This is a genomic window from Chitinophaga niabensis (genome assembly GCF_900129465.1).
Taxonomy (GTDB): Bacteria; Bacteroidota; Bacteroidia; order Chitinophagales; family Chitinophagaceae; genus Chitinophaga; species Chitinophaga niabensis.
On sequence record NZ_FSRA01000001.1, the window covers coordinates 643,634 to 669,786 of the forward strand.

Consider the following 26,153-nt stretch of genomic DNA (forward strand, 5'->3'; position numbering starts at 1 on the left):
CTCTATACGCAACCAGTTGACATACATATATTTTTGCGTTAATAAATCATGTGGACAGTTTAACCCTACATGAAACCCAGACAGACCATATTCCAATAACCATAGTTCAGCCTATGAAGAATTTTACATTGTTGGCGAAGCTGCGCTTTGTGCTGCAGTTCCGATGCCTATTGATGATTATTGTGTGTTTGCTCGTCATTCCCTATGCCAGGGCTTCCGTATTTCCTGTAACCAATACCAACGATGCGGGGCCAGGTTCATTAAGGCAGGCTATCCTGGATGCAAACACTGCAGGGGCAGGGCCACATGCTGTGGTATTCAATGTACACGGGCAGATCACCATCCTGACTTCATTGCCCACTATTACGGCAAAAAAACTGACCATCGACGGGCTGAACAGGATCACCATCAATTCTGCCGGTACAAATACCATCTGCAATCCTTTTGTTATTAATGCAGATAGTGTAACCATCCGCAATTTCACCCTAACCAATAACGGTGACATCGATTTTAACCTACTCGCTAACACAACGGGTGTTACAATAGAAAATATAGTTGCGTACAGTACTACGGGTAATTTTCTAAACAACTTTTTGCTTGTAACGGGAGCATCCACTAACCTGACCATCAGGAATATTACCACTTCTGATATAGAGCCCTGCGGAAGAACTGCTGACGGAAGGGCATTCAACTTTACCGGGGGAATACAAACAAACCTGGTAATGGATAATATAAACATCCGTTCATTAAACAACACAAGAGGTTGCGAAGGTATTGTTTTCCGCGATGCATCCATAAATGGATGGGCTTTAACCAACAGCAACATCAGCGGCGTGCTGAACAGTATTGTGCTGGATAATACCGGCGGGGCAGTAGAGTCTGCCAATAATATTTTGCTGAGGAAAGTAACGATAGATTCCACATACAGTGGTACGGGCCTCGGTTTTTATTCTGATTATGTAAATACCAATATCCAGATCAAAAGCACAGCAATTGATATGGATGTTGTAGGTACTGATGATGATGGAGATTATGCCATACGATTTGATAACACCACAGATAATATTACGCTGGATACTGTAAATATAAATGAGGATGATGCCTTTTTTATCTGGTTCAATGGTGCGGCTAGTAATATTACGATCAATCATACAACGCTGGAGAACAGGGTGCCCGGTATCTATGCGGGCTCAATGATCCGGTTCGAGGGTACTGTTAATACTGTTAATATCAGCAATACCGTGCTGAATGGCGATAAGCTGGGTACCACGGATGATTCCGACAATGGGATCATGTTTGCAGGGGCAGCCACAAATGTAGTACTGGACCATCTTACTTTTAACGAAATAGATGTGGATGCTGTTTATGTAAACGCGCCGGTCACCAACTTCCTCCTGCAAAATTCTACCTTTACGAATAACTACGACGGCATTGAGTTTTATGGCAACTTTGCGCGGAACAATGTAGATGTTGTTAATTCTTCTTTCCGGAACAGCACACGGAGCGCTATTATAGTGAATGCTGCCAATGCGGTATCTGATATAGACCTGACAGGGGATACCGTACTTACCTCCGGAAGCCACGGCATCTGGTATTACGGCGCTGTAACTACCAATTCCAATGCCACCGTGAGTGGCTGCGTGGTTTATAACAATACCGGGTCGGGAGTGTTTTCCGATGGGCCAGGTAACCTCATTATTTCACCCAATTCAATATATAATAACACCGCTGCCGGCATCAGTTTTACTGCCGGCAATTGTGGTTATACGGCAGCAGCAGGAAAAGTACCTGTGCTGGTATCGTCTACGAGCCTGGGAGCCGGGCAGTACCAGTTGCAGCTCACCATTCCCAATATAACGGCGGGCGCCACCTATTCGGTGGATATCTATGCGAATGATCCGGCTACTTCCAAAACAAGCGGCCAGTATTATGTTACTACCTTAACCGGCCTGTCTGCCGGTTCCTCTACGCAAACCATTACCTATAATGCAGGGCCGGGCCTTACCGGATTTGGTTCCTGGACGGCTACCCTGCGCATACCTGCAAATACCTGCGGTACATCTGAATTCAGTAACGCCATTCCTATGACCATGGTAGGCCCTGCCTGCGTGAATAATGGCGTAGTGGCATGGTATCGGGCGGATCAGGCTGTTAATGGCGTCAACTGGGGGGATATCAGTGGCAATGCCAATCATATGACGGTTATTGGTGACCCTGATAATACTACCGGGCTGGTGAACTTCAACCCGGCTATTTATTACGATGGCAACGATGCACACCGCGTACCTGCTACAGCAGGTGTTACCGGTGCTTATTCCCTTATGGGCATAGCGCAGCTGGAAGGCACGCTGACCGGTCGTGTGTTCACTTCTTCCACAGGTAATAAATTATTGGGCTGGCATAATTTCTTAGAGAACAACTTATTTGTGGAAGCCTGGCTGAATAACGGTAATGCCATCACTGCCAAAGCGAAACTGTATTCGTTTGAACGCGCTGCTACCGGATCTTATGAGTTTAATGGCAACGGCGTAATGCTGAAGTCGGGTGCAGCTTCTGATGCTACAGCCTGGACACTGGATGTAGGAGGCGCGTTCAACGGTGAATACTCTAAAGTATTTGTGCCGGAAACCTTTATCTATAACCGGGACCTTACGTCCCTTGAAATGCAGCGCATATCTTCTTACATGGCGCTGAAATATGGCATTACACTTAATAACGGCGCTACGAATTATGTAGCCAGCGATGGTACCACCATCATGTGGACAGCGGCGTCTAATACCGGTTATGGCAAACGCATTACAGGTATCGGGCGGGATGACTGCTCACAGGTGAACCAGAAACAATCACTGAGCCAGGATACCGGTATTGTGACGATAGCATTGGGAAATGCAGTAGCTGTTTCCAATGCGGCGAATGGTAACAATTTCACACAGGATAAAACCTTCCTGTTCTTCAGCGACAACAACGGCACGGTGAATTATTTCACACCGGTAACGGGTACGGATGTAACAAAACGCATGGGCCGCGTTTGGCGTGTGCAGAAAAGTGCAGGCTGGGATAATGCTCAGCAGGTAACACTGCAGCTGCAAGGCGGAACAGAGAATAACTACCTCCTGATCAGCACGGATGGTGCTTTTGGCACACTTACGCATGAACTGCGCTTAACAGGTGCAGGTACCGTAACACTTTCCGGCGCAGACCTGGCAGACGGTGTGTATTTCACTTTTGGCCAGGAGCAAAAAGCACCCGGTGGTGTGGCCGCTAATCTTTTGTCGTGGGTGAAGGCAGACGCAGGTGTAAATGTTGCCAGTGGTAATGCTACCAGATGGACGGACCAGGCAGCCCTGCAAAGAGAATGGCCTGTAGCCAATACCAGCGCACTCCCCTGGGAGAAGGCTGCCATTAACTTCAACCCTGGCATTAATTTCAATAACAATAACTACTTTACCGTACCCCTGTTTACGAACGGGATCACACAAGGGGAAGTGTTTTCTGTGCAATACTCCAACCTGCCGCCTACTTCAACAACGGCCAGTTATCCCTTTGAATTTGGCGGTGATCCTGCCACGCTTACGCCAACACCTTATCATTACAATAACGGACAGCACTATACGCACTTTGGAACGAACATACGGCGTAACTTTCCGTTGGGCACGCTCAATATGCAACTCCCCCACCTGTTGAATAACTGGAGCGCTCCCGGGAACTGGGCAGTGAACTTTGACGGGAAAACCATAGGCAGCAGTGCTGCATTTGTGGTGGATTTCGGCAGGGGAGCCGGTTCTAATACAGCCATTGGTGCAGGGCATAGCAGTGTTTTCGCCGGGCGTCTTTCAGAAGTGATCTTTTATAACAGGCGATTGAATGATAACGAGCGCTTGCAGGTGAACAGTTACCTTGCGCTGAAATATGGACTGACCCTGAAAACTGCCGCCGGCGCCCTGAGCGACTACCTGGCCAGCAATGGCAGCACCACCATGTGGACTGCTTCCAAAAATGCAGGTTATGGTGAACGCATCACCGGTATCGGAAGGGACGACAATGGCTCATTGTTCCAGAAGCAAAGCCGCTCACAACTGGACGGTGCAAATGTAAGCCTTGCTTTAGGAAATGTGCTGGCTGCTTCCAATGGAGAGAACAGTAACACGGTAGCTAACGATCTTTCTTTCTTCACCTTCAGTGATAACGGGCAACCGGCCACCTATTCCACAGTGATTACAGGTATGGGAAATATTTCTCTGCGTATGCCACGTATCTATAAAATTGATAGAACGAATTGGGCAAAGAGTAATATGACCCTGAAACTGGAGGGAGGAAACAACACGAACTACCTGCTTGTGAGTAATGATGCCTCCTTTGGAACAGGAGATGTGATTTACGCACTGGACCAAACAGGGCAGGTAACACTTGATAGTGACCTGCTGCCGGACGGTGTTTACTTTACTTTTGCGAGTACGCAACGTGGCCCGGCAGGCGTAGCCGCCGGCCTTGAATTATGGGCCCGTGCGGATTCCGGCCTGACACTGACAGCCGGAAACAACCCTACGCAATGGAAAGACCAGGCCTCTTCAGGACGCATATGGTCGGCCACCAGCACTACGCTTTTACTGAAGCCGGCTGCTTTTAACTTTAACCCGGGTATTGGTTTTAATGGCAATTATTTTACTGTACCGCAGTTCCTGCAAACGCTTACGGCAGGTGAAGTGTTTTCTGTTCAGAAGCAAACGCTGGACAATAATGCCACCGGTCAGGGTTTCACCTGGGAATTTGGCGGCAGCTATAGTGCTGCGGCCCAATATGCATGGGGTAACAATCATTATACTTATTTCGGCTCCTCCGATGCAAGAAGGAATTTTGTTTTCCCTGCAGCCGTGCAGGTGCAAAATGCACACCTGCTCAATTCCTGGAGTGCAGCAAACGATTGGGCTACGGGTTTCGACGGCAGCGTGTTGTTAACATCCAATGTTAACACCGTCAGCTTTAACTCTGTACCACTCAAAAATTATATAGGCGCAGGCCACAATACCGTTTTTTACGGCGATATCCCGGAAGTGGTATTGTATTCCCGCAAACTGAGCAATCTTGAACGTCAGCAGGTAAACTCCTACATGGCGCTTAAATATGGCCTTACCCTCGGCATTGGTACACCTGTTGATTACCTGGCCAGCAATGGCAGCACTAAAATGTGGGATGCTGCAGCTAATAGCGGTTATGCAAAACATATCACAGGCATTGGCCGTGACGACTGGGGAATGCTCTACCAGAAACAATCGCTGAGCGCAGATACCGGTATTGTTACCATAGCTGTGGGCACAGCTGTTGCAGCCACCAACAAGGCCAATACAACCGTTATCAACAATGATCTTTCCTTTATCACCTTTGGCGATAATGGCGGAGCTACCACTTACTTTACGCCGGTTACAGGCATTGCCGGCATCAATGGCCGCATGGCCCGCGTATTTAAAGCACAGAAAACAAACTGGGCCGATCAGGATATCACATTCAAACTCTCCGGCGGCAACGCACAAACCCGCCTGCTGGTGAGCACTGATGCTACCTTTGGCGCAGGGGATGCTTCTTATGCATTGAATGCAGACGGCAATGTTACGGTGAATAGCAGCGTACTGCCCGATGGTTCCTACTTTACATTCGCCCGGATGATAAAAGGGCCGAATAATGTAAATGACGGTATTACATTCTGGTTACGTGCGGATGACGGCACTTCCAATGGCAGTCAATGGAATGACTTTAGTAACTATGACAATAATGCGTTACAGGCTGTGGTGAGCAGCCAGCCTGTTACAGATGCTAAGGGACTGAACTTCAACTATAGCTTTGTATTAGATGGTACGGACGACTTTTTGGATATTACTACTGCCCGCATAGATCCTGCTACTTCTACTATTTTTGCCGTTGCCAGTGGTTCCGGATATGCCGGAACTACGAGAGAGCTGATCGGCAGCGGCGTGGTAGGTGGTGCTCATGGAACGGAATTCCGGGTGGACGCAGGCAGGCTTACTTACCTGGAAAATGCAGCAGCAGTAGCCGCTTTCACTGGCCTTAAAACTTACCTGCCAGGTAAGACATACGTGTTCAGTGCTACTCAAACCAATGCTACCAATGGTATCCGCCTGTTTCAAAGTAATACTTTTGATAACCAGGGTACTATCAATTTAACGCCTGCTACTACCAACTTTACTTCCATTGGCTCCCGCACTACTGCTGGCAGGGGGCTTTACTGGATGGGCAATATAGGAGAAGCGATTGTTTACAACCGCGTATTGTCTGATGCAGAACGCCAGTCAGTAGAATCTTACCTGTCCCTCAAGTATGGCATTACAATGAACAACGGCGCCAGCAATTACCTGGCCACAGATGGCACAACTTACTGGACGGCAGACGCTACTTATAAGAACCGCATTACAGGCATTGGCCGTGATGACGTGACCAGCCTGAACACCAAACAATCCCTGAGTGTTGATACGGGCTTTGTTACCCTGGCTCTTGGCAGCAGCATAGCGCTTACCAACGAACAGAATACAAACACCATCACCAACGATAAATCATTCTTTGTATTCGGGGATAACGGGTTGTCCGGCACCTCTTATGCAAACATAGTAAATGGTACAAATGCTACCCGCCGCCTGCCGCGCGTTTGGAAAGTGGATAAAACCAACTGGACAGACCAGTCCATCACACTGAAAGCAGACGCAACCGGCACAAAAGTATACCTGCTGATCAGCACCGATCCCACTTTCGCTACGATAAACCAGGAGCTGCCGCTGAATACGGACAAGACCATTACGCTCAACTCCGGCCTGATGCCTGACGGTGTATATTTCACCTTCGGCGCCCCGGTTAAATATCCCGGTGGCGTTAGCAGCGGCTCACTGGTGTGGCTGCGTGCGGATATAGCAACATCCGCCACCACAGACAATACACCAATAAGCAGCTGGAACGATTATAGCCCCAACATGAATAATGTGGTGCAGGCAGCACCTGCCAGCCAGCCATTGTATCTCAACAACGCCACCAGCAACATGAACTTTAACCCGGTGGTGAGGTTTAATGGCGCTCCTCATTCGATGACAGGTAACTCATTCCTGAAGGCAGGCAGTTATACTGCTGCCAACGCCTTCTTTGCAGCCAGTCAGGCAACGCCTAATAACACCGTTATCTTTACGGAACAAGCAGGCACAGGCACCCAGTTTACGCTGCATGCCACCTGGGGCGATAATATTGTTTACTGGGATCCTCCATATATCAGCAACCGCCTAACCTACAGCGCAGGAGATATCAGTAACCAGGTTATTCTCTGGACTGCTACCAGCGATATCAGTCTTCCTGCCGGCAAGCAGGCCATTTACAGGAATGGCTTAAGTGTGGCCACCGGTAATAACACCAGTACATTCAGCGGCAACAACAGCATTTTCCAGCTGGGCTCTAACGCCAGCTCTTACAATGGCCGCATGGGCGACCTGATCGTTTATACCAATGCGCTCACGTTAAATGAGCAGCAGCGCGTGAATACCTACATGGCCATTAAGTATGGCATTACACTGAACAACGGGGCTACAGATTACCTGGCTACCGATGGCAGCACGGTATGGAGCGCTGCGGCAAACAGTGCTTATAAAAACTATATTACCGGCATTGGCCGTGACGATGCAGAAGATCTTAACCAGAAACAATCCCGTAATACAGCAGACGGTGTACAGGTAGCGATCGGTTTGGGCAGCTTGTCTGAAACGAATACGGCAAATACCAATGCATTCGTGGCTGATAAATCTTATATGGTTTGGGGAGATAATGCCGGCAGCAGCCTCTTTAAAACCCCGCTCACCGGTCATGCTGTGGCCAACTACCGTATGGCAAGGGTATGGAAGGTTCAGGAAACAGGTACTATCGGTAATGTACAACTGGTAGTGCCATACAGCGCACTGCCCAATGCTGCGCAGACTTATCTCATCATCAGCAATGATGCTACCTTTGATGGAACGGACCAGTTCATTCCTGTAACGGAAATGATCCTCAACAGCGTGAAGCAATACGGGGCCACCCTGGATCTCACCAACGGCCAATACTTCACCTTCGGCGCGTCAATCAAAGCTCCTGGCGGCGTAGTAGGAACGTCACTATGGCTGCGTGCGGATGCGGGTACTTCCGGCACTACAGATAACACGGCTATCAATGGCTGGACAGATTATGCCTCAGACCTCAATAATGCAACACAGGTTACACCAGTTAACCAGCCTTTATATGCTCAGAACGCAACTGATAATGTCAACTTTAACCCGGTAATAAAATTCAACGGCACCAGTCATCGTATGATCCTGGATGGCATCAAACTGCCTGCAGGCATTAATGCGAGAACGGTGATCACAGTCACAGCCAACGCTGCCATTGCCAATCGCAGTGTTATCAGCTGGGGCAACAACCTTGCAACGTCCGTCGGTAATCGCTACGCAATGGAGCTAGGCGGCGGCCGGCGTTCTATAGAAGTATCCAATGGCCGTTACGGTAATTCAGGAGGCAATACTACGCTGCCCGGCATTACGATGTTCACTAATGCAGCCAATACCACGCCGTCTGCTACACAGATAAGGATCAGCGGTACAGTGGCTGCGAATGCTTTTATAGATGTTGGCAATCCCCTCATTAACACAACGTCGGCAGCAACAGCTTATTTAGGCGATAATGTTCTTGGTGGCGGTGGTTTATATTACAGCGGTTCATTAGGCGAAACTATTGTGTATGCCAATGCGCTTACTGCCATTGAGCAGCAACAAGTTGAAAGCTACCTGGCTATTAAATACGGTCTTACACTGAATAACGGCGCTACCAGCTATCTGGCGACCGGTGGTACACCTACCATCTGGGATGCTGCTGCAAACGCCACCTATAAAAATAACATCACCGGCATAGGCCGCGATGACGCAGAAGGGCTTGCCCAGAAACAAAGCCGAAGCATCAATGCAGGCTTCCAGCCCATAGTGGGCCTGGGCGGTATTGCTGCAAGCAACCTCGCCAACACCAATACATTCTCAGCAGACAAATCATATATGGTTTGGGGCGATGACGGCGCCAGCACGCTGTTCACCACCGCCATCACCGGCAACCCCGCCGTAACCACCCGCATGGCAAGGGTATGGAAAGTGCAGGAAACCGGCACCGTTGGTACGGTAACTATTTCGATCCCGAAAGATCAGCTGTCTTTAAGCGCTACCACGCCTTACATTATAGTGAGTGGCGATGCCACGTTCGACGGTGCGGACCAATTCATTCAACTCTCCCAGGCGGATGTGAATGGCGTTCCAAGTTATTCAACCACGGTAGACCTCAGCAACAATCAATATTTCACTTTTGCCAGCTTTGTGGCCTCACCGGGCGGCGTGCCGGGTGAAATGCTGTGGGTGAAAGCAGATGCAGGCCTGCAGGTGAACGGAAGCGACCAGGTGGAGCAATGGCTGAATCAAAGCGGCTCCATGGTTACCGAACTGCGCGCCGCAGATCCCTCCCATACAGATGCGATCGTTGCTTCCGCCGATATCATTCGTATTCCTGATGGTATCAACTTCAACCCAACGCTTGACTTCAGCGGCGCGGCTGGTAAATCCCTGAAGGGAAATGCCGCCACCAGCTGGAACACATCGGCAGACCTGTTCATATTCTCTGTAAACAAACCTGAAGGTGTTCCGCCGAGTACTTTAACAAGCATTTTCAGCAGCAGCGGCAACTATTCTGCAGGTGGATTTTCCGGCAGAGGATTGGCATACACATCCACCAATAATTTCGGTCTTGACGGGAACGGATGTATTGTGGGATTGTCTACGCCTTCTTATGCAGGGCCAATTATAGCCAGGGGCGTTTATGTAAACGCTGCTAATTCGCAAAACGGAAGTACCTGGCTGAACGGCAAACAGGGTGTACTTGGAACAAGCTGTACACCCCAGGCCGACGGTTCTTTCTTTGAAATAGGCGGGCGTACTACCGGCGGCAGTACATTCCGCCCCCGGATCTTCAACGGTAAGATCCCCGAAGTGATCGTATATAAATCTGCCCTCACGCCCACTCAGGCGCAGCAGGTAGAATCTTACCTCGGTGTCAAATACGGCATTACGCTTGACCAGACTGCACCACAGGACTACCTGGCCACAGACGGTTCTGTGATCTGGAATGCTACCGCCAACAACACTTATAAGAACAATATCTTCGGTATAGGACGTGATGATAGGGAAGGGCTTGTGCAGAAACAATCCCGCAGTATACACACCGGCTCCATACTTACTGCCGGCCTTCGGTCCATTGCTGCTACCAATGCAGAAAACACCAATACTTTCGGTGCGGATAAAAGTTATATCCTGCTTGGCAGCAACAGCGCGGCGCTCACGGTGAGCAGTACAGACCTGCCGGTTGGCAGCTGTATCGCCGAACGTCTTACACAGGAATGGAAAACGCAGATCACCAATTACGATATCGCCAGCCAGCCCCTCCGCCTGCAGTTTGATCTGAACGGCATCACTGTAGCCGGCACAGCCGCTGAAGATTTCACGATCATGATCGACCAGGATGGTGATGGAAACTTTGCCACTGGTACGGTTACCGAAATACCGGCCACCAGTTTCAACGGAGGCATTGTGAGCTTCGATAATGTAAGCGCACTGACTAACGGCGTGGTATTCACCCTGATCACCAGCCATCCTGAACGTACTGCCAACCTGGTGCCGGATGCAACAGTGAGAACGGTGGCGGCTACCTGTATCGATAACGGTACACTTTATTTCATTGATCCTTCCGATCCAAACAAATACATTGCCTCCATTGCCCTGAACGGCAACACAATGGATGTGACCAAACTTTCCGCGGTAGTGGATGTGAACAGGAACATGACTACAGCACTGGGCAGGAACAGTGGTACCGATTATGGTACACAACTGATGCGCAGGCTGGTGCAGATCACATACACCGGCGCGGACCTTACCGTAAATGCAGGTGTAACCCTGCGCATTTTCTGGAATCCGGCAGAGCGGACGAATGCTGAAACAGCATTGTCTGCCACCCGCGGTGTAGCCGGCGCGCAAAGATGGAGCTGGTTTAAACATGCCGGCGATATCACTGCAACACTGGCCGACCTGGCGCCTGAAGGGCTGAGCAATATCACAGCGCTTACACCCTCAGCTACAGGCCAGGCAGATGGTGTGGATTATGTGGAATTCAGCGGCATACAAAACTTCTCCACCTTTGGTGGTGTAACCACTGCCAACCAGGTACTAAGTATTCAGAAAACACAGGACGGTACAGAAGGAGCTGCAAACGGTTCGTTCAACATTACACTGCCTGCCGGAGTTGTTGCTACGGAAGATGTTACCGTGAATTATACGGTGACCGGTACTTCAACGAATGGTACAGATTATACTACTTTAACCGGCACTATTGTATTACCTGCCGGCAGCAACAGCATATCATTACCGGTAACGATCACAGATGATAATGTTATAGAATCTACAGAAACAGTTGTGGTTACATTAACCGGCGGTGTTGGCAATACCAGCGCAACCGCTTACACGGCGAATAGCGCACAGGGGAATGCCAGCCTGAATATTACAGATAATGACAGTAATGATCCGCTGAAGACCGTATTGAACATCAGCAGCACAGGCGACGCCGCGGAACCTGCTACGAATGGCGGTTTCAGGGTAAGCCTTCCTGCAGGTGTAACGGCGGCGGAAGATATTACCGCTACTTATACGATCGGAGGAACTGCCGCATCCGGCACAGATTATGTGGCGCTTTCCGGTACGGTTATTATACCAGCCGGGCAAACCGGTATCGATGTACCGGTACTGGTATCTGACGATCAGGTGATAGAGAACACCGAAACAGTGATCCTGACAGCCACAGGTGGCACTTCTGCAAGTTTTGCCTACACAGCGGGTACCGCTGCCACGGTGAATATTACCGATGAAGATAATACCGCTGCAAACCGTGTAGTGAGCATTACTAAAACGGTGGATGCGGCAGAGCCGGCTACAAATGGTGAATTCCGTGTAAGCCTGCCCATAGGTGTGACTGCCTCACAGGATATCACGGTGAATTATACGATCAGCGGTGGAACTGCGGTTGCTGCTGATTATTCCGGCCTCACCGGTTCGGTGATCATTTTGGCAGGCCAGAACAGTGCGCTTGTGCCGGTAACTGTAACCAACGATCAGCTCATTGAGAATACAGAAACAGTTATCGTAACTGTTTCTGGTGGTACCAGCACCAGCTTTAACTTTACAGCATCTCCAACAGCTGCCACCGCTACCATGAACATTGCGGATGACGATAATACGCCGGCCAACCGCACAGTGAAGGTGCAATTATTCCGCGATGGGGCGGAAGGTGGTGCAAGCATAAGGTTCAATTTTGTATTACCTCCCGGAATCCTCTCTTCAGAAGCTGTGACCATCAATTATACCATAGGTGGTACCGCAATAAAAGGCACAGACTATACTCCACTCCCCGGTCATTTCAGCGGCGTAGCTGTCATTAGTGCGGCATCGTCGGGTGGCACCGCTTCAACAGCCAGTATAGTAGATGATCAGATCATAGAAGGTACAGAAACAGTGGTACTCACTATCACGAGTGCTTCTTCCGGCAGCTTCTCCTTTACCGCTGATCCTGTTGAAGGCAGCGCTACGGGTAACATCATTGATAATGATAATACCCCTGCTAACCGTGAGCTTTCTGTTACCAAAACAGCGGATGCAGCAGAGCCTGGTACCAATGGCGGCTTTAATATCAGCCTGCCTGCAGGTGTAACTGCTACTGAGCCCATTACCGTAAATTATTCGATCACCGGCACTGCCATCAGTGGTACGGACTATATCGCTATCCCCGCAAGCGTGGTGATCCCTGCCGGTCAAACCAGTGTATCTGTACCGGTAGATGTGATAGACGATAACATCATGGAGTTGCCGGAAACGGTGACACTGACCATCACCGGTGGTACATCCAGCAGTTTTGCCTTCACGCCCAGCGCAACTAATGGCAACGCTACTGTGAATATTGCAGATGATGAAAATACGCCGGCCAACCGTGTTATAAAGGTCCAGGCGGTCCGCAATGGAACAGAAGGTATTACCCAGGGTGTTAGGTTCGATTTCGTACTGCCCGCAGGTATCAGACCTTCAGAGCCTATAACCATCAATTATACCGTAAGTGGTACAGCCATAAAAGGTACAGACTATACTCCCAGCCCCAGTCCATCACATTTCAGCGGAATAGCAGTTATTTCAGCAGGGGCCACCGGTACAGCTTCAACAGCCACTACAGTAGATGACCAGATCGTGGAGGGCACAGAAACGGTGGTGATCACACTTACAAGTGCTTCATCTCCTAACTTCAGCTATACTATTGATCCTGTGGAAAGCAGTGCAACCGCTACCATTGCTGATAATGATAATGTGCCGGCTAATCTTGAGCTTTCTGTTACCAAAACAGCAGATGCCGCAGAGCCCGGTACCAACGGGGCCTTCAGCATCAGCCTGCCAACCGGTGTAACAGTAACAGAAGATATCACCGTGAATTATACAACAGGTGGTACAGCCACAGGTGGTGCTGATTACACGGCATTGCCTGTTACCGTAACCATCCCTGCTGGCCAGAACAGTGTACCGTTACCGGTGACCCTGCTGCCTGACCAGATCATAGAAAATACAGAAACAGTAATAGTGACCTTAACAGGTGGTACATCTGCCAGTTACGTGTTCACACCAAATGCTACCAATGGTACCGCTACGGTCAATATCGCAGATGATGATAATATTCCGGCTAACCGTGAACTGAGCATCAGCAACACGGGTAACGGAGCAGAGCCATCCACAAACGGATCGTTCAGCATCAGCCTGCCAGCTGGCGTTACTTCATCAGAACCTGTAACAGTTACTTATACCATCGGTGGTTCTGCGATCAATGGTACAGACTATACTACAATAACAGGTACGGCAGTGATCCCAGCCGGTCAACCTTCCGTTCCTGTAAACATAACAGTAACGGATGACCCGATCATAGAGCCGCTGGAAACAGTGTTCCTCACTTCCACAGGTGGTACTTCCACCAGCTTCACTTTCACTGCCAGCACAACAACAGGCAGTGCTACTGTAGATATTGCGGATGATGATAACACACCAGCCAACCGTACACTGAGCATTACAAAAACAACAGATGCCGCAGAACCAGGTACCAATGGTGCATTCCGCGTTAGCCTGCCGCTTAACGTATTAGCTGCAGAAGATATCACGGTGAACTATACAATAGGAGGAACGGCTGCAGGTGGAACGGATTATGCAGCTTTAGGCGGAATACTCACCATTCCCGCAGGTCAGAACAGTGCATCTATACCTGTAGTGAGCGTGATAGATGACCAGCTGATAGAAGTAACAGAAACAGTATTGGTAACGCTCACCGGCGGTACCTCCACTAACTTCAGCTATGTTGTCAGCACCACGGATGGTAATGCTACCGTGAATATTGCAGACAATGATAATGCTCCTGCCAACAACGTACTCAGCATTGAGAAACTGACGGATGCGGCAGAGCCTGGTACCAATGGTACATTCCGGATCAGTCTCCCTCCGAATATCAGGGCAACTGAAGATATCACGGTGAACTATACTGTAGGCGGCAGCGGTACTAATGGTACTGATTACGCCATGCTGAGCGGTGCTGTGATATTAACCGCAGGTGACAACTCGGTATTGCTGCCTGTAAATGTGACGAATGATCAGATCATTGAAAACACTGAAACAGTTGCCATCACTATCACCAATGGTACTTCTGCGAGCTTTGCATTTACAGCAAGCACTACCAGTGGCAATGCTTCCGCAGACATCCTGGACGATGATAATACAACGGCGAACCGTGTATTAAGTGTCAGCAAAGGAAGTGATGCGGCAGAGCCGGCTACCAATGGCGCATTCAATATTGCGTTGCCAACGGGCATTACCGTATCAGAACCGGTTACGATCAATTATACCATCAGTGGTACCGCCACAGCAGGAGGGGACTATACCGCCCTTTCAGGATCCGTTACATTGACCCCGGGCCAGAACAGCGTATCTGTTCCGGTAGATGTGATCAATGATGCTTTCGTAGAAAATACAGAAACGGTGATCCTTTCCCTCACGGATGGCAACTCTGCCAGTTTCACATTTACAGCCAGCAGCACAAATGGGGTAGCTACTGTGAATATTAATGATGAAGATAACACAGCTGCCAGCCGTGTACTGAGTGTAACCAATGATGGCAATGCTGCAGAACCCGGCACCAGCGGCGCATTTAAGATCAGCCTGCCTGCCGGTATCTTCCCGTCGGAAGATATAACCGTAAACTACATCATCAGCGGTACAGCATCAGGTGGCGCGGACTATACAGCCCTGACGGGTACAGTTACCCTGACCGCAGGACAGAACAGTGTGCCGGTACCGGTAACTATCAGCAATGATGATATCATAGAGGGCTTGGAAACAGTGATCCTTACTATCACAAATGGTACCTCTGCTAATTTTGCCTTCACCGCCAGCACTACCAATGGTAATGCTACCGTGAACATCGCGGATGATGATAACACGCCGGCTAACAGGACGCTGACCATTACCAAAGGTGCAGATGCAGCAGAACCGGGTACTAACGGAAGCTTTACGATCAGCCTGCCGGCTGGTGTAACTGCCGCTACGGATATTGATGTCACTTATGCTTTAGGTGCCGGAACAGCTTCACCCACTACAGATTACCAGCCGATCAGCGGAGCCATTATTATCCCTGCCGGGCAAACCAGTGTTTCAGTACCTGTGAACGTAGTGGATAACCTGGTGATTGAGCCTGTAGAAAATGTGATACTGAATATTGTATCCGGAGTAGATGTGGCCGGAAACTCATATACTTTTGCGGGAGCTGGAACGGCTACCGTAGATATTGCAGATAATGACTTTGCCACAAATAACAGGGTGGTACTGATCACCAAGGTATCTGATGCCATTGAAGGTGTAACGCATGGTCAGTATAAAATATCCCTGCAACCTGGTGTGACCAGTTCAGAAGATGTTGTGGCAACATTTAACCTTACAGGCAGCACAGCAATACCTGTTGATTATAACCTGTTAGGGTTAAGTGGTGGTAATATTGTGATACCTGCAGGCCAGAATGCCGTATTGATAGATGTGGATGCGATTAACGATGGTATTGTAGAAGGCCCGGAAAACGTAGTGCTGAACCTCATTGGTGCTACATCCACCAGCTTTACATTTACGATCGACCCAACCAGCAGCGGCGCTACTGTAAATATCGTGGATGCGAATGCTGCTGACGATGCGCCGTTGCATGTGATCAAAGGAGATGATGCAGGGGAACCCGCGGACAATGCAACGTTTACTATCAAGCTGGATGGTGCAACAACTTCCGCATATCCGATAACAGTTGGGTATACCGTGTCTGGTACCGCATCATCAGGCCTGGATTACAAATCATTCGGAACCATTACCATCCCGCCAAATACGAATAGTATTCCCGTAACGCTGGAGGTCCTGGATGATAAGGTGATCGAGCCCACGGAAACAATGATCTTCACTATCCTGGCGGGTAGTGCTACAGATGGTGGTGGAAATGCCTTCATCTTCCAGCCGGATCCTGCCGAGCATGCTATAACGATCAATATAACAGATAATGATGCATCAGTTGCTAACCAGGTACTGAAAGCTGAGAAGACCACCGATGCATCAGAACCTTCTGCTAACGGTGCCTTTAAGATCAGCCTGCCGGATGATTATGTATCTGCCAGCGATATCACGCTGACCTATACACTTACCGGAACAGCTACCGGTTCCGGCACTGATTATACAGTGAATACGGTTACGCTGCCGGCATACGCCAATAGTGTATCCATACCGGTGAATGTAGTGGACGACCAGGTGATAGAAATGCCTGAAACGGTGATCCTCACACTGGGAACCAGCGCAGATGCCAACGGCTTCAATTATGCCGCAAGCACAACAGAAGGTGCTGCCACAGTAACGATTGCTGATGATGATAATACCACAGATAATAAAGTATTAAGTGTTGTAAGAACAGGCGACGCTACAGAAGGTGGTGCAGATGGGGCGTTCAGTATCAAACTCCCCGATGGTATCACTTCATCTGAAGCGATTACGGTGACTTATACCCTGGGTGGTTCAGCTTCCAACGCTGACTATACTCCTTTAACCGGTACGGTAATAATACCCGCGAACTCGAACAGTGCAGATGTGAATATAACGGCGATCGACGACGCGGTGATTGAAGGAGATGAAAGTGTGATACTGACTATTGCAAATGGTACTTCTACCAACTTTACCTATACCGTCGCCAGCGGGAACGGTTCCGCTACTGTGATGATCGTTGATAACGATGTATCGCCCGCCAACCAGGTGCTGACCGTAACCAAAACGGCAGATGGTGTGGAAGGTGGCGCTAATGGTGCATTCAGCATCAGCCTGCCTGGAACAACAACCTCTGCTGAACCGATCACGGTGAATTACACGATCACGGGAACGGCTACACCGGGAGCTGACTATACAACACTCGGCGGTACGGTGGTATTACCTGCCGGACAGAACAGCGTTCCTTTGCCGGTAACGGTGGCAAACGACCTGTTGATAGAAAATACAGAAACAGTAATCCTCACATTGACAGGTGGTACATCTGCCAGCCTTACCTACACAGGCAGCAACAGTGCTACAGTGAACATCACTGATAACGATAATACCACAGCTAACAATACGCTGAGGGTGGTATCAACAGCTGATGCTGCGGAACCAGGTACCAATGGCGTATTCACCATCAATCTGCAGGGTGCTGGTGTTAGTTCGTCGGAAGATGTTACTATTAATTATACCATTACGGGTACAGCTGCATCCGGAATTGATTATACAATACCAGGCAGTATTGTGTTGCCTGCGGGACAGAACAGCGTGCCTGTAAACGTAGTGGTAAAAGACGATCAGCTGATAGAATTATCAGAAACCGTGATTCTGACGCTGACGGGTGGTACTTCAGCCAGCTTCACTTTCCCTGCCACGCTCAGTGCTATTTTCCGCACAGCTACCGTGAATATCACAGATAATGATAATACCCCTGCGAACAATGTAGTGAGTGTGATCAGGACCGCCGATGCCGCAGAGCCGTCAACAAATGGCGCATTCCTTGTGAGCCTTCCGAATGGTATAACAGCATCTGCTGATGTTACAGTGAATTATAATCTCACTGGTACCGCGGGTAATGGTGGGGATTATGCGGCGCTCAGCGGCCAGGTGATCATTCCTGCGGGCCAGAACAGCGTGCCTGTAGTTGTGGTTCCAAACGATGACCGGATCATTGAACCAGTAGAAACAGTTATATTAACTATCGCCGGCGTAACCAGCCCTGGCTTTAGTTTTGCACCTTCTCCAACAGCAGCTTCTGCTACTGTGAACATCACCAGTGACGACAATTCACCGGCTGACCGCAGAATAAGAGTGGTGTTTATCCAGGATGGGCAGGAAGGTGGTAATCCTGTAAGGTTCAATTTCTATTTACCTCCGGGAGTTACTACAGAAGAAACGATCACTGTAAATTATACAGTAACCGGTACCGCAAAATTAGGTACAGATTACAATGGTCTGCTTCCGGCACATTTCTCTGGAACAGCCACTATTTCATTGTCCAGCACAGGTGTATCCGGTCCGGTGGTAGACGACCAGATCATAGAAGGCCTGGAAACGGTGATAGTGACTATTACCGGCGGTACTTCCGCCAGTTACACCTTTACCGCAGATCCGGTGGAAGGCATCGCTACAGCCAATATCATTGATAATGATAACGTACCGGCCAATCTTGAGCTTTCTGTCACTAAAACGGCAGACGCATCAGAGCCGGGTAATAATGGTGCATTCAGCGTGAGCCTGCCAACAGGTGTAACAGTTACAGAAGATGTTACCGTAAACTATACTATAACCGGTACGGCCACTAATGGTACAGACTATGTTATGCTGGGTGGAACAGTGGTGATCCCTGCCGGCCAGACGGACATACCGGTACCTGTAAACGTACTGCCTGACCAGATCATAGAGAACACAGAAACTGTGATCCTGACAATAACAGGTGGTACATCTGCCAGCTTTGCCTTCACGCCCGGCGCTGCCAATAGTGCTACCGTGAATATCGGCGACGATGATAATACCCTGGCCAATACCACGCTGAGCATCACTAAAACAGCAGATGGCGCAGAGCCGGGCACGGATGGCGCCTTCAGCATCAGCCTGCCTGCAGGTGTGACTGCAACAGAAGATATCACCGTGAACTATACCATCAATGGTACAGCTACAAATGGTACAGACTACACCACGCTGACCACATCGGCGATCATCCCTGCCGGTCGGAACAGCGTACTGGTGCCTGTGGAAGTAACAGAGGACCTGGCCATTGAAGGCACTGAAACTGTGATCCTGACATTAACAGGCGGAACATCTGCCAGCTTTACCTTCACCGGCAGCACCAGCGCTACCGTGAATATCGCCGATGATGATAATATACCGGCCAACCTCATCCTGAGCGTAACTAAAACAACAGACGCAGCAGAGCCTGGAACCAATGGTGCATTTAGTATAAGCCTGCCTGCAGGAGTAAGCGTAACGGAAGATGTTACGGTGAATTATACCATCACAGGTACAGCCACCAATGGTACAGACTATACTACACTGGGTGGCACAGTGATCATTCCTGCTGGTCAAACCAGTATACCGGTAGATGTAACCCTGTTGCCTGACCAGATCATAGAAGGCATAGAAACCGTGATACTGACCATTACAAATGGCACCACATCCGGTTTAACATTCACGGCGAGCACTACTAATGGTAATGCCACCGTGAACATAACAGACGATGATAATACAATGGCTAACCGTGTGATCAGTGTTACCAAAACAGCTGATGCATCTGAGCCGGCTAACAACGGCGCGTTTAGTGTAAGCCTGCCCGCAGGTGTTACCGCATCGGAAGATATCACCGTGAATTACACCATAGGCGGTACAGCTATCAACGGTACAGATTATGCTAACCTGAGCGGTACCGTGATCATCCCTGCCGGTCAAACCAGCATACCGGTGGATGTAACCCTGCTGCCAGACCAGATCATAGAGAGTACAGAAACCGTGATCCTGACAGTAACAGATGGTACATCAGCCAGCTTCACCTTCACACCAGGCACTACCAATAGCGCCACTGTGAATATCAGCGATGATGATAATACCCTGGCTAATACCACGCTGAGTATCACTAAAACAGCAGATGGCGCAGAGCCGGGTACGGATGGTGCATTCAGTGTAAGCCTGCCCGCAGGCGTTACCGCATCGGAAGATATCACCGTGAATTACACCATAGGCGGTACAGCTACTAACGGTACGGATTACACCGCACTCACCACATCGGTGATCATACCTGCCGGTCGGAACAGTATACCGGTACCTGTAACAGTAGCTGCTGACAATGTTGTGGAAGGTACTGAAACCGTGATCCTGACATTAACCGGTGGATCATCTGCGAGCTTTACCTTCACCGGCAGCACCAGCGCTACGGTGAATATCAGCGATGATGATAATATACCGGCTAACCTTGTATTGAACGTAACTAAAACAGCAGATGCCTCGGAGCCCGGAACCAATGGTGCATTCAGTATAAGCCTGCCATCCGGTATAAGCGTATCGGAAGCTATCACGGTGAATTATACCATCTCCGGCACAGCCGCTAACGGTACAGACTATATTAATTTAGGCGGAACAGTAACCATCCCTGCCGGGCAGAACAGTGTGCCTGTAGATGTAACCCTGTTGCCTGATCAGATCATAGAAGGCACCGAAACGGTGATCCTTACATTGAACGGTGGTACATCTGCCAGCTTTACTTTCACCGGTAATACCAGTGCAACCGTAAACATCGGGGACGATGATAATACAGCAGCCAACCGTGTAATAAGCATCTCTAAAACAGCTGATGCCACAGAACCCGGTACCAACGGCGAGTTCAGCGTAAACCTGCCGGCAGGTGTAACGGCATCAGAGGATATTACCGTGAATTATACCATAGGCGGTACTGCCATCAATGGTACAGATTATACAATGCTGACCACAACGGTGATCATCCCTGCCGGTCAGAACGGTATACCGGTGCCTGTAACCGTAACGAACGATCAAATAATAGAGAATACGGAAACCGTGATATTAACCTTAACAGGAGGTACATCTGCGAGCTTTACATTCACAGGCAGCACTGCCAATGGTAATGCTACTGTGAATATCGCAGATGACGATAACACGGCGGGCAACCGGGTACTGAGCATCAGCAACGATGGTGATGCATCTGAACCAAATACAAACGGCGCCTTCAGCATCAGTCTGCCTGCAGGTATATCTGCATCAGAAGCTATTACGGTGAGCTACACGGTTACCGGTACTGCGATCAATGGTACGGATTATACCGCACTGGGTGGTACAGTTACCATCCCTGCAGGTGATAACGGCGTGCCCTTACCTGTAATGGTTAAGAATGATCTGCTGATAGAAAATACAGAAACCGTGACTGTGACGCTCAACGGAGGAATTTCTGCCAGCTTTGCCTTCACTGGTAACACAGCTGCTACAGTGAACATTACAGACGATGATAATCTGCCCGCTAACCTTGTGCTGAGCGTATCTAAAACAACAGATGCCGCAGAGCCTGGCACAAACGGCGTGTTCAGCATCGCATTGCCAAATGGCATAATATGCCCGGAACCTATCACGGTAACCTTTAGCATTGGCGGTACGGCGGTGAGCGGTACGGACTTCGTATCACCAGGTACTACGGTTGTGATACCAGCCGGTCAGAACAGTGTACCGGTGAACATCGCAGTAACGGATGATAAGATCATAGAAAATGCAGAAACAGTAGAGCTGACGCTTAACGGCGGAACCTCTGCCAGCTTTACCTTCACCGGCAGTAACAGTGCAACGGTGAATATCAGTGACGATGATAATACGCCGGCCAACTTTATATTGAGTGCTGTAAATGTTGCTGATGCGGCAGAGCCAGGTACAAACGGGGCCTTCAGTATCCGCCTGCCTGCAGGTATCACCGCAGCGACTGATATCACTGTGAATTATACCGTCGCCGGTACTGCAATTAACGGAACGGACTACACAACCGTGAATGGTACTGCCACGATCACCGCAGGGCAGAACGGCGTACCGGTAGATGTGCTGGTAACAAACGATCAGATCATCGAAGGAGATGAAACAGTGGTGATGAATGTTGCCGGCGGTACTTCCAGCCTTGGCAGCTTCACAGGTGGCAGCAATGCTACCGTAACGATCGCAGATGATGATAACACTGCGGCGAATATGTTACTCACGATCACGAATGCAAATGACGGTGCAGAACCGGGTACGAATGGGGCATTTAGTGTAAGCCTGCCGGCAGGGTACTCGGCATCAGAAGATATCACGGTGAGCTACACCATAGCTGGCACTGCAGTGAACGGTTCGGATTATGCAATGCTGACAGGCTCAGTAGTGCTCCCTGCCGGTCAGACCAGCGTACCGGTAGCTGTTACCGTATCAGATGATCTGCTGATCGAGCCTGTAGAAACAGTGATCCTCACATTAACCGGCGGAACATCTGCCAGCTTCAGCTTCACTGGCAGCAACAGCGCAACCGTGAATATCGCCGACGATGATGATACACCGGCTAATAAAGTGTTAAGCGTTACCAACACCGGCGATGCTGCAGAACCAGGTACAAACGGTTCCTTCAGTATCAGCCTCCCCGCAGGTGTATTGTTATCAGAAGATATCACGGTGAACTATACCATCACGGGTACAGCTGCCAATGGTACGGACTACGTCAACCTTAGCGGAACAGCAACGATCCCTGCCGGCCAGAACAGCATACCGGTAGATGTAACCCTGTTGCCTGACCAGGTTATAGAAGGCACAGAAACCGTGATCCTGACCATCCTCAATGGCACATCTGCCAACTTCACCTTCACAGCCAGCACTACCAATGGTAATGCTACCGTAAACATTGCAGATGATGATAATACGCCGGCGAATACAGTGCTCACGATCGCAAATGCAAATGATGGCGCAGAACCCGGTACCAATGGTGCATTCACTGTAAGCCTGCCGGCAGGTTATACTGCATCAGAAGATATCACGGTGAACTATACAATAGGTGGCACGGCTGCCAATGGTACCGATTACGCCACACTGACCACAACGGTAACCATCCCAGCCGGTCAGAACAGTGTGCCGGTAACTGTAACAGTATTACCTGACCAGATCATTGAGAATACTGAAACGGTGATCCTGACGCTTAACGGCGGAACCTCTGCCAGCTTTACCTTCACCGGTAACAACAGCGCAACGGTGAATATTAGTGACGATGATAATATACCTGCTAACAAAGTACTGACGGTAACGAATGCAGGTGATGCGGCAGAATCCGGGACCAATGGTGTTTTCAGCATTAGCCTGCCTAACAATATTAAGGCAGCAGAAGACATCACTGTTACTTATACGATCAGCGGCACTGCTACAAGCGGCAATGACTATACCACACTAACAGGTACGGTGGTCATTCCTGCCGGTAGTACCAGCATAAATGTGGATGTGATCCCGCAACAGGACCAGATCATAGAGAATACCGAAACGGTGGTACTGACGATCACGGGTGCTGCTGCACCTTCACTGGGCAGCTTTACACACAGCGCTCCAACTAATAATGCAACTGTAAACATTACAGATGATGATAATACCGCTGCGACACGGGTATTAAATGTTGTCAAAACAACGGACGCTTCTGAAGCTGGTAACACCGGGGTGTTTAAGATCGGTTTACCCTTAGGTGTTACCGCGGCAGGAGAGGACATTACTGTTACCTACACGATCACAGGTACTGCTGCTGCCGGTACAGATTATACCATACTGAGCGGCACAGCAATTATTCCTGCCGGTCGTGATGGGGTAGAGGTGAATGTATCAGCATTGGCTGATCAGATCATTGAAGGAGATGAAACGGTGATCCTCACTATCGCAGGCGGCACTACGCCTTCGCTGGGTAACTTTACAGCCAGCACCACAGAAGGTACCGCTACTGTGCTCATCACGGATGATGCGGCAAGCCGTACATTGAGTATCGTGAAAATAACAGATGCTGCGGAACCAGCTACCAATGGTGAGTTTATGGTAAGCCTGCCGCAGAATGTTTCGGCAACGGAAGATATCACGGTCACTTACACGATCAGTGGTACAGCTGTGGGTAATACGGACTATGTAACCCTGAGTGGTACGATGATCATCCCTGCCGGTAAAAATGGGGAACGTATTCCTGTAACAGTAACAGATAACAACATCATTGATGGCAGCAGAACAGTGATCGTAACCATCACCGCAGGTACCACTGCAACCCTGGGTAACTTTATACCCGGCGCAGCTAACAGCGCAACAGTAACGATCACAGACAATGATTTCAAAGCATCTGCCAAATGGAAGAAAGCCACCTTCACCGGCACCGGTGCAAATGGTGCAGCAAAAGCAGGAGATGTTATCACTTACATGATCTCCGTCCGCAACACAGGCAATGTGAAGCTGACCAATGTGATCATAAAAGATGATGTGCCTGTCTTTACAGACTTCACAAGCGCAGAAGAGAATATCACACCGGTAGGGCGAACCCTTACCTGGACCATACCTGAAATAGCCGTTGGCGCTACCATCACACGTAGCTTCACTGTTAAAGTGGCCAATGATCTGTCTGGTGCATCCACCATCACCAATACCGCCCAGGTTGACGATGGTAAGGGAACCGGGATGGAAAACACTGTTCCGGAAGATCCAAACAATCCCGGCAACCCATATCCTAATCCTCAACCGAATACACCAGCTACCAGTATACCGGTAGACAACGGCGGGGACGGTTCAGTAAGCTGGAAGAGTGTTAGCTATTCAGGTACTGGATCAAACGGCGCTGTACGCCCAGGTGATAATATTACCTACACCATCTTTGTACGCAACAACGGTAACACAAAACTCACCAATGTTAAAGTAGCGGATATCGTTCCTGCAGGTACCAACTTTGTGAGCATCGCTAACGGTGGTGTACAAACGAACCGCAACCTGGGCTGGACGATCGCAGAGATCCAGATAGGCGCTACGCAAAGTGTAAGCTTTGTAGCAGTAGTAGCCAATGATCTCACGGGTATTACCAGTATCACCAACACGGCACAAACAGATGGCGGCGGCGGCATGAAACCTACCGTTCCGGAAGATCCGAACAACCCGGGTAATCCAATGACGAACCCGCCAACGGGTACGCCTTCTACCAGCATACCGGTAGATATTTCAACGCCATCCACCATTAACTGGAAGAGCGCAGCCTACACCGGTAATGCCGTACGCTTCGGCAGCCGCATCACCTATACTATGCACGTTCGCAATACAGGTTATATGCCGGTAACGAATGTGCGTGTGAAAGATGTGATCCCTGCCGGCACTGAGTTTGAATCCATCCTGGATGGTGGCGTAAGGACCGGTAACGACCTGAACTGGACTATTGCAAACATTCCGGTGGGCGCTACCAGCACGGTGAGCTTTACAGTATTGGTGGTGAGAGACCTCACAGGTATCCTGCAGATCACCAATACGGCACAGGTAGATAACGGTACCGGCCCGCAGCCAACAATCCCGGCTGATCCTACTGATCCAAACAAACCACATCCTTCGCCGCAGGCAGGCGTACCGTCTACCAGTGTACCGGTGGAAGTGAAAGACCTCATCTTCACCAACGTGTTCACACCGAACGGCGATGGTAAGAACGAAAGGTTTGTGATCGGTGGCCTGGAGAAATACCCCGGCTCTGCTATCTACATCTACAACCGTTGGGGTGGTATGGTGTATCAAAGCAAAGATTACCGCAACGACTGGAATGGCTCCAACCTCAACGAAGGAACCTATTTCTATATCCTGGAAGTAAGAAGACCGGAAGGAATTGCCGTACAAAAAGGATGGGTTGAAATCCTGAGATAACACACTGATGCGGATCACAGCACAGCCGCTGTGATCCGCATA

At 49.5% G+C, this 26,153-nt stretch carries 1 protein-coding gene; it reads left to right on the plus strand.

The window, feature by feature from the left end; translation table 11 throughout:
* Positions 1-113 precede the first annotated feature (113 nt).
* Positions 114-26,111, plus strand: a complete 25,998-nt coding sequence (locus BUR42_RS29495; RefSeq protein WP_143197311.1) for a DUF8202 domain-containing protein — start codon at positions 114-116, stop codon at positions 26,109-26,111.
* Positions 26,112-26,153: the final 42 nt, after the last annotated feature.